Origin of the sequence: Vibrio sp. 10N.261.46.A3 (assembly GCF_041472995.1) — a bacterium.
In the GTDB taxonomy this organism is placed as follows: domain Bacteria; phylum Pseudomonadota; class Gammaproteobacteria; order Enterobacterales; family Vibrionaceae; genus Vibrio; species Vibrio coralliirubri.
Genome location: NZ_JBFRRH010000127.1, coordinates 45,961 through 54,634, shown reverse-complemented (window position 1 = coordinate 54,634; position 8,674 = coordinate 45,961). Strand labels below are relative to the sequence as shown.

Sequence of the window (8,674 nt, the reverse complement as noted above, 5' to 3'; positions counted from 1 at the left end):
TTCAATGATCACGGGTATAGCTTATTGCTGTCGAAGTTTGCGTTGGCATAGACTGATAATGGCTCGATGGCATCATTTGGCTTAAACGTATAACAGCTCACAGAGGCTGAGGTGCGATCAAACCACTGGTAAGGTTGTGCACCGATTAAATCGTAGACCGTGCAATCATTGAATTGAATAGCCCATTCTTGGTGAGCTTTAAAACCAAGGTAACCTATGGGTTGTGATGGTTCAGGTTTCGCGTCCGTCTCCTGCTCATACGCCGGTTCTGAGGTAGCACATCCCATAAGCCCAAGACTAAAAAGGAAAGTCACAGCACGCTTCATCATTGTCATACCTCAGTTCCGTTAGTAGATGAGTAACTCAATTAAGTCTCTACATTAAACGGTAAGTTCCAAACGATTACCATCAGGATCGAGTACACAGCTCTCATAATAGCCATCGCCTGTTCTTCTTGGGCCATCTAAGCGCTCATAGCCGTCTTCGACCAAGCGTTGAGTGAGTGCATCGACCGCTTGCTCCGACCCCAATGAAATAGCCATATGAACAAAGCCTGTAAACTGATCATAGATGTCATCTTTCGATTCAGGCACCGAATCCATTTCCATGATCTCTAGGCGGCTTCCAGTTTCAAATGAGAGGAAGTACGAAGAAAACCCTTTGGTTGGGTTGTGATATTTTGAGTTCGATGTCGCACCGAAATAGTCTTCGTAAAATCTCTTCAAAACTTCGAGTTTTTTGGTCCAAATTGCGATGTGTTCAATCTTCATTTTGTTTGCCTAAGTTTGATGTCTAACGCTAGATTACCCGCCAAATCAGGAAGGATAAACAGAACAGAATTCATCAAAAGTGTTCCTATTTAGCGAGCCGTTTGGTTATCAAAATCACAACAATTAGCTGCACAGTATTAATATCTAAGCTTGTGTAATATATAGCTTTGATCAATAGTCGGTGTTTTACACATTCTGAGATATACGCCGTGAACTTTCTAAAATTAATAACTCTCGCTGCGATATGGGGCGGTTCGTTTCTGTTCATGAGAATTGCCGCTAATCCATTGGGCCCAGCAGTGTTGATTGAAGCAAGAGTACTATTTGCAGCAATCACGCTACTGTTGGTGTCTTTGTATTTAAGAAAAAAGCTGACGTTCAACACTCACGCTAAACACTTCTTTATTCTTGGGTTGTTTAATACCGCAGTTCCCTTTTTACTGTTCGCTTATGCCGCGCAGACACTGAACGCCTCGACACTCGCCATCTTGAACTCGACAGCGCCAATTTGGGCGGCAATCATCGGTGCGATATGGACCAAAACTACACTCGAGGCGCGTGTTCTATTAGGGCTTGGGATTGGGGTAACGGGAGTTGGCGTGTTGGTCGGTTGGGATGCGATGAACATTGGCCGTGAGGCTGTGCTTCCAATCTTTGCGGCGGTGATGGCGGCCTTTAGTTACGGAGTCGCGTCAAACTATACCAAACAAGCACCCAAAGTTGAGGCATTCAACAATGCTCATGGCAGCATGTGGGCGGCGGTATTAATCGTGTTGCCGTTTGTCTTTTTCATGCCGATGAGAGAGGCTCCGGATCTAACCATCACCACATCAGTGATCTTATTAGGCGCCGTGTGTACTGGGCTTGCTTACTTGCTTTACTTCAATCTCGTTTCTGAACTGGGTGCGCCTTCGGCTCTGTCTGTTACCTTTTTGATTCCAGTGTTTGGCATCTTGTGGGGCAACCTTTTCTTAGACGAAGCGATTGGCCTGAACACCATTTTCGGATCGGTTCTGGTTATTACCGGCACCATGTTAGTGACCGGTATGACGCCTTCTAAGATGATAGAGAGCGCCAAACAAAAACGAGCGGCAAGAGCGGCTCGTTAATCAACCATGTATTGTTGAATCTTGTTTCTCAACCACTGATGAGCAGGATTCAAATCGGTTCTTTTATGCCAGATCATGTATTGCTGCATCGGCAATATTTCGAACGGCTGATCAAGCACTTGAAGCTGGAAGGGTTCGGAAAATTGATTGGCAAAATCACGCGACGTACTGCCGACACAATCTGAGCCCGATACCAGCACACACATGGTCATCAGCGAGTCACACTCGGCACTCACTTTTCTCTGTTTCAGTGGCGACTTGGTAAAGTAATCTGCCGTGTATAAACGGGTTCGACGCATTCTAAAAGTAACGTGCTTTTCGGTGTAATATTGCTCTTGCGTCACAGAGCCATTGATTCTCGGATGCCCCTTTCGAGCTATCAGCACCAACTCATCTTCAATCATCGGCTGCTTCATATATCCATTCACTTGCGGGTAATGGATATCAATCGCTAGATCAGCTTGCTGCATGCTTAAGCTCTGAAGAAGCTCTTCTTCGTTGTTCGGCACCATATTGAACTCGATAGAGATATTCCCCAACGTTTCATCTTGCTCGACAAGGGGTTGAAGCTTGGTTAAGCCGATCTCATTCACCAGAATTCGAAACACATGATGCTGCTGATTATCGAACTGCTTTAAGGTGCTGACTGCACTGGTTATGCCTTCAAGAGCCGGTTCCACTCGGTTTGCTAATTGCACCGCAGCGTTAGTCGGAATAATCCCGCGCCCTTCACGAATAAACAGGTCGGTATCGAGTTGAGATTGCAGTCGCTTCAATGCCCCACTCACTCCAGGCTGAGTCATACCAAGCGATTCAGATGCCAAGGTGATCGACTGCAGTCGATACACTTCCAAAAATACGCTCAGTAAATTTAGATCTAACTTTTCAACATCACTCACGGTCACTCTCCATGTTTAGGTGCACTCGCATTGGGTATGCGACAAGCTTTTCGCTTCAATCTGCTACTTTTAAGCATACAACACATAACAGTTCGTGATGTGTTAAATAAAGCTTACTTTATTTTTTGCTATATGTCTTATTCCTATAATCGCCTCAACGAAACAAAATTCTGAAATGAAGAGGCTCTTATGACAACTTCTCGCACGTTCAAAAACGCATCACTATTCCTAGCTATCTCGCTGGCATTCCCAGCAGTTGCAGCTAACCATGATCACGCACACTTCAGCGAAATTGGCGACCAAGGTGGCAAAAGCGCAACCGAGATGACCACCAAAGCAAACCAAGAGTTCGCAAAAACACTTAACTTTGCCGACACTCGTGCTTTCGACAATAACAACAAGGGTCTGATTGCTAGCTTTGATCAAGAGACGGGCGACATCATTCGCAATAGCTTTAACTTTATCGACCCAAGTGTGACGAATGCAGACCAAGCACCAGATTCAGTAAACCCTTCACTGTGGCGCCAAGCGGTATTGAACCAAGCAGCAGAAGGCTTATATGAAGTTGTTCCGGGTAAAGTTTACCAAGTTCGAGGTGCTGACTTAGCGTCTATCTCTTTCATTCGTAGTGACAACGGTTGGATCGCTTACGACGTTCTTCTTACCAAAGAAGCGGCCGCTAAATCACTCAAATTCTTCAAGAGCAATGTGCCTGATGGCGGCGAACTGCCCGTCGTTGCTATGATTTACTCTCACTCGCACGCTGATCACTTTGGTGGCGCAAGAGCAATCAAAGACGCATACCCAGATGTAAAAGTGTACGGTTCGAAAAACATTACTAAAGAGATCGTCGACGAAAACGTATTGGCGGGTAATGCAATGTCTCGTCGTACCGCTTATCAGTATGGTGCAACCCTGAACCGACACGAGCACGGTATTGTTGATGCTGCACTGTCGAAAGGCCTATCAACCGGTAGCATTACTTACGTACTGCCAGACTACGAGCTGAACCATAACGAAGAGATTGAAACTCTGGTTATTGACGGCCTAGAAATGCAATTCATGGATGCTTCAGGTACCGAAGCGGCCTCTGAAATGGTGACGTATATTCCAAGCATGAAAGCACTTTGGACTGGCGAGCTGACTTACCAAGGCATGCATAACCTGTACACGCTGCGTGGCGCTAAAGTACGTGACGGCTTGAAATGGTCTAAGAAGATCAACGAGATGTTAGTCACTTGGGGGGAAGATACTGAGGTGCTGTTTGCGTCTCACTCATCGCCAATCTGGGGCGAACAAGAGATCTCTGATTACCTAAAAATGCAGCGTGACGCTTACGGTTTTACTCATAACCAAACGCTTCGCTTAGCCAATAACGGTGTGGTTCTACAAGACATCGGGGACGAGATTTACAAGGTCATGCCAGACAGCATTCAACAGTCTTGGCACACCAACGGTTACCACGGTACTTACTCTCACAATGCTCGCGCTGTGTACAACATGTACCTTGGTTACTTCGACATGAACCCAGCTAACCTAAACCCACTACCAATCAAGCCAGAGTCAGTGAAGTTTGTTGAGTACATGGGCGGCAGCGACGCTGTGATTGAAAAAGCGCAGAAAGACTTCCAAGAAGGCGAATACCGCTTCGTTGCAACAGCACTGAATAAGGTGATTCAAGCAGAACCAGAGAACAAAGTTGCGCGTGGCTTATTGGCAGATACTTATGAGCAATTGGGTTATCAATCAGAAGGTGCAGGTTGGAGAAACATCTACCTAACCGGCGCTCAAGAGCTTCGCATTGGAACACAACCAGGCGCACCAAAAACTGCATCTCCGGATGTGTTGGCGAACATGACGATTGAAAACCTACTCGATTACTTAGCCGTAAAAGTGGATTCGCTAAAAGCACAAGAAACACCATTTACGTTGAATATTCAGTTGCCTGATGTGAAAGAGTTCTACTACGTTGAGATGTCTAACGGTAACCTGAACAACATTCAAGTGAACGAGTTACAAGACGCTGATACGACACTGATCATCAATAAGTCTGACGTGTCTGACATCGTGCTTAAGAAAACAAGCCTTGGAAAACTGTTAGAAGACGGACAAGCAGGAGTGAAAGGTGACAAAACATCGCTTAACAAACTGCTGTCTTCACTGACAGAAGCTGACACCTCTTTTGAGATTGTGCCACGTCCAAACAAAGGCGAAGAAGTTGATGCCGAGCTATACCAAGATTCAGCGGTACACGCTCATTAAACGCCGGATACACTAAATAAAAACAACAGCAGTTAGCTAGAAAAACGTTCTATAAAGAACATAAAAACAAGCCCCTACCTTTTGGTCGGGGCTTTCTTATTTGTTCTCAATGAGTGTCTCTTAGACGCTACTCAGCTTGACCGTTTACTTCACAATCCCAATAAGAAGGTGAACCATAATATTGCACAAAGTAGTCGATAAATACGCGTACCTTAGGTGCAAGTAACTGAGCACTCGGGTATACCGCCCAGATAGCCGCCTCATCCTTTAAAGGGTAATCCGGTAACACCTCAACCAGCGAACCTTCCGCGAGCTGCTTATAAGCAATCCAAGTCGCACACATGGCAATGCCCAAGCCATCGACACACAGATCCCTTACCGCTTCACCGTGATCGACGCGGATAGCACCTTTCTTCTTGATGGTGACATCGCCTTCTGGTGTATCGAACGTCCAACCTTCTAAGCCGGTTTGATTGATACATTGATGTTGCTTGAGGTCTTCTGGTGTTTTCGGATAGTCATGAACTGCCAAATATTCTGGCGACGCACACAGAATACGCTTATCAGTAGAGAGCTTACGAGCGATCAGGCTTGAGTTTTGTAGCTCCGCATTACGAATCGCTACATCAAAGCCACCATCGACCAGATCGACGATTGAGTCACTGAGTGAAATGTCCACCGACAGATCTGGATACTTAGCCAAAAACCCTTTTAGCGCTGGCATAACATGCATCCGACCAAACGAAGAAGGTGCAGATATTCGCAACACCCCTTTGGGTAATTCATTACCGGTTCCGACAGAGGCTACCCCCGCTTCGACACTCAAAAGGATTTGCTTGGCGTGAGGAAGAAATGCCATGCCTTCTTCGGTCAGGGAAACCTTTCTCGTGGTGCGATGCACAAGACGTGCACCTAGGCTCTCTTCGAGCTTTCCGATATGAATACTGGCTACCGGAGGTGACAACCCAAGCTCTTGTCCTGCTTGACTTATATTGTGCGTAGACGCGAGTCGCACAAACAATTTTAGATGTTCAATGTTCATCAATAATGGCTAGCCTGCGCTGAGTACACGCTGCTTATTGGCCGCAGCGGCACGAGGGATAATGTGAGTTTTAATATAGGCATTAAGCTTAAACCATGCAAAAGCACCCGCTAAAACATTGGCGACTGTCGCAGCAATAACCGCATTGATCATGTCTCCAGTTATCGAGCCGAGCCATAAAGCGGGAATGTAGAAAACAAACAAGCGTAAGAAAGAGACATTCAAAGCTTTACGAGGCACACCCAAGGCATTAAAAGCCGACGCAACCAACATGCAAAGCCCAAGCGGGCCATAGCTGAACGGTATAAATAACAAGGTCACTTCAAACCAGCTGCGTATGCTTTGTTCTTCCGAGATAACAGGAATAATCCAGCCACTAAACAGCGCCAGCAATGCTGCCATCACGGTGTGCAAAACCAGTAAGAACTTCGCTGTTGTATTCAATAGCTCTGGGATTTTGCATCGCTGCTGTGCCCCTAGGTAACGACCAATCATAGGCGGGATAGACATGGTCAGAGCAAGAGAAAATACCAACATAAAACTTTCAACACGGGCGAGTAGGCTCCAAAAAGCCATCTCATCGGTTCCGATTCTCGCAATCAAAAGCATTGAGAAGAACGCGCTGACCGCAGGTAATATCTGATTCGCAGTGGTTGGCATTACCGTCTTGAATAACTCAAAACTGTAGCCTTTGATTCGATTACTGCACGCGCCATTGAAGCCAAACCAACCTTTGCCGCGAGACTTAATTAACATGTAGATTGCGCCGAATGCGTAGCCAATGCTCGATGCGATCGCCGCCCCTGCGATGCCCATATCCAATCCAAAGATCAGAATAGGGTCGAGAATTAGGTTAATCACGCTAGCAGCCAAGAACATGCTGCCGGTTGTTTTAGTATCCCCATTAGCACGATAAACGCAGGTGGCCAAATAAAGCACCGCCACCATCAATGCACTGAACAGCCACAGCGGCCAGTACACATTAAAAATAGACAGCATGGATTGATATTGAGCGTCAGAGACATCATTCACAAACGACGCAAATACAGAATCGCTAAAAACAATCAGCCCGATGCAGATCAAAGCAATCACCAAGACTCCAAATCCGACCGACAGCGTGGCAATTGAGGTGGATTTACGTTGCTCTTTTGCCCCTACCGCTTGAGAAATAATGGACGTTGCCGCCACACCGATGCCCACTTGAACCCCGGTAAACGCCGCTTGAAATGGCAAGGTGATACCGTGAACCGCCAATTCATTCACCCCTAGCTGACCAATAAAGATCGAATCGACCAATTGAACCATCATGATCGCAAACACACCCAGCGTCAGTGGCAGCGTTTTCTCAATAATGGTTTTCAAAGTCGCGGATCTCATCTGCATAAGTCGGTTCACTCTTGTCTGTACCTTGGGGCTAATTACCTAGTTGAGCAGTATACGAAGCTAAATGAAAAGGATAAGAGCGCCAGACAAGGAATGAGTTTTTAGATTTCGTTGACAATCGAATTAGCAAAATACCTTCAACGTTAAAATATCCATCTAAGACACTGAATAAATTGAAATTATCAAACGCGCCAACACTCTTAATAATTCGTTAATAGTGTTTCGTTTAATGGTTAATTGTTGGTTCGAACATTCCTCGCTAGCCTGAATTTAGGTCGCATTCACACTGAATAGGCTGAAATGAAATCTCTCAGAAGGAATATGGAAATGGCATATCAAGGTTATACAACGTTTAAAGCTCAAGCCGAGGATGGAATTCTTACCGTCACTTTTGACTTCGGTACTGTGAATGTTCAAGGGCAAGAGATGCTTGCCGACCTCAATGGTTTAGCAATGAGACTAGAGCGCGATCGTGACATCAAGGTCGTGGTATTTCAGTCAGCAAACCCTGAAGTTTGGGTCTGCCACTACGACACTAATCTATTAAAAGACATGTCGACAGAAGCCGTTTCTCGTGAAGAAGCGAAGTTACTCGACCTGCAAGTGGTGCTAGAAAGAATCAGCAAACTGCCACAAGCCACCATTGCCAAGCTTGAAGGGTTCGCTCGAGGTGGAGGCCACGAATTTGCACTGGCGTGTGACATGCGATTCGCGGCTCGTGGTAAATACAAATTCATGCAAATGGAAGTGGGTATGGGCATCCTTCCTTGTGGTGGCGGCGCATCACGTATGGCGCGCCAAGTCGGCTTAGGTCGCGCACTCGAAATCGTCCTAAGTGCACGAGACTTTGATGCTGACGAAGCCGAAGCATACGGCACCATCAACAAGGCACTAGAACCGGATGAAATTGGCGAATACGTCGATACTCTTGCCAAACGAATCGCTCAATTCCCTGCCGAATCGATCAATGCATGTAAGCAAGCGGTGTACGAGTCTATCGATAAACCGATCGACGAAGCACTCAAAGCAGAGGCCTACTGGTTGTATCAAGCCACCAGCAAAACACCTGCGGTTAAGCGCTTCCAAATTGCCGATGAGCAAGGCCTAGAGCACGATATGGAAAACCAACGTAACTGGGAAACTCTGGTTATGAACGTTCAAGACATCAAATAGTTCGTTCACTTCTCTTAATTTGGGTCAGCCACAAAC

7 protein-coding genes and 1 pseudogene are annotated in these 8,674 nt (G+C 46.1%); 3 read left to right on the top strand and 5 right to left on the bottom strand.

Annotation, left to right across the window (positions count from 1 at the left end; all coding sequences use genetic code 11):
• Positions 1 to 11: 11 nt before the first annotated feature.
• A pseudogene (locus tag AB4484_RS24260) lies at positions 12 to 329 on the bottom strand (hypothetical protein); the annotation flags it as partial.
• 51 nt (positions 330 to 380) lie between these two features.
• Entirely contained in the window at positions 381 to 770 is a 390-nt protein-coding gene (locus tag AB4484_RS24255) for a VOC family protein (protein WP_048609928.1), read from the bottom strand.
• A gap of 209 nt (positions 771 to 979) precedes the next feature.
• Between AB4484_RS24255 and AB4484_RS24250 the strand changes: the two genes are divergently transcribed.
• Complete coding sequence (locus AB4484_RS24250; protein ID WP_372080771.1) at positions 980 to 1,879, top strand: DMT family transporter; 900 nt, start codon at positions 980 to 982, stop codon at positions 1,877 to 1,879.
• On the opposite strand, the gene AB4484_RS24245 is transcribed toward AB4484_RS24250, so the two are convergent.
• Positions 1,876 to 2,778 (bottom strand): LysR family transcriptional regulator, encoded by a 903-nt coding sequence (locus AB4484_RS24245; RefSeq protein ID WP_372080769.1) that lies wholly within the window; start codon positions 2,776 to 2,778, stop codon positions 1,876 to 1,878. The genes AB4484_RS24250 and AB4484_RS24245 overlap by 4 nt on opposite strands.
• Before the next feature lie 189 nt (positions 2,779 to 2,967).
• On the opposite strand from AB4484_RS24245, the gene AB4484_RS24240 reads away from it, so the two are divergent.
• Positions 2,968 to 5,040 carry an alkyl/aryl-sulfatase gene (locus AB4484_RS24240; RefSeq protein ID WP_372080767.1) on the top strand — a complete coding sequence of 691 codons (2,073 nt, stop codon included), beginning with the start codon at positions 2,968 to 2,970 and terminating at the stop codon, positions 5,038 to 5,040.
• Between the two features lie 127 nt (positions 5,041 to 5,167).
• On the opposite strand, the gene AB4484_RS24235 is transcribed toward AB4484_RS24240, so the two are convergent.
• Positions 5,168 to 6,082, bottom strand: coding sequence for a LysR family transcriptional regulator (locus tag AB4484_RS24235; RefSeq protein ID WP_104216438.1), 915 nt, complete (start codon positions 6,080 to 6,082; stop codon positions 5,168 to 5,170).
• A 9-nt stretch (positions 6,083 to 6,091) separates the two neighbouring features.
• Positions 6,092 to 7,465, bottom strand: a complete 1,374-nt coding sequence (locus AB4484_RS24230) for an MATE family efflux transporter (RefSeq protein ID WP_372080765.1) — start codon at positions 7,463 to 7,465, stop codon at positions 6,092 to 6,094.
• A 327-nt stretch (positions 7,466 to 7,792) separates the two neighbouring features.
• Here AB4484_RS24230 and AB4484_RS24225 point away from each other — a divergent pair, with 327 nt between their 5' ends.
• On the top strand, positions 7,793 to 8,638 hold the full coding sequence (locus AB4484_RS24225) for an enoyl-CoA hydratase/isomerase family protein (RefSeq protein ID WP_048609935.1): 846 nt from the start codon (positions 7,793 to 7,795) through the stop codon (positions 8,636 to 8,638).
• Positions 8,639 to 8,674 lie beyond the last annotated feature (36 nt).

What these genes read in the sequence shown, in the direction of transcription:
- AB4484_RS24255 (WP_048609928.1), bottom strand. Translation starts at nt 770, where the DNA reads ATGAAGATTGAACACATCGCAATTTGGACCAAAAAACTCGAAGTTTTG.
- AB4484_RS24230 (WP_372080765.1), bottom strand. Translation starts at nt 7,465, where the DNA reads ATGCAGATGAGATCCGCGACTTTGAAAACCATTATTGAGAAAACGCTG.
- AB4484_RS24225 (WP_048609935.1), top strand. Translation starts at nt 7,793, where the DNA reads ATGGCATATCAAGGTTATACAACGTTTAAAGCTCAAGCCGAGGATGGA.
- AB4484_RS24240 (WP_372080767.1), top strand. Translation starts at nt 2,968, where the DNA reads ATGACAACTTCTCGCACGTTCAAAAACGCATCACTATTCCTAGCTATC.
- AB4484_RS24235 (WP_104216438.1), bottom strand. Translation starts at nt 6,082, where the DNA reads ATGAACATTGAACATCTAAAATTGTTTGTGCGACTCGCGTCTACGCAC.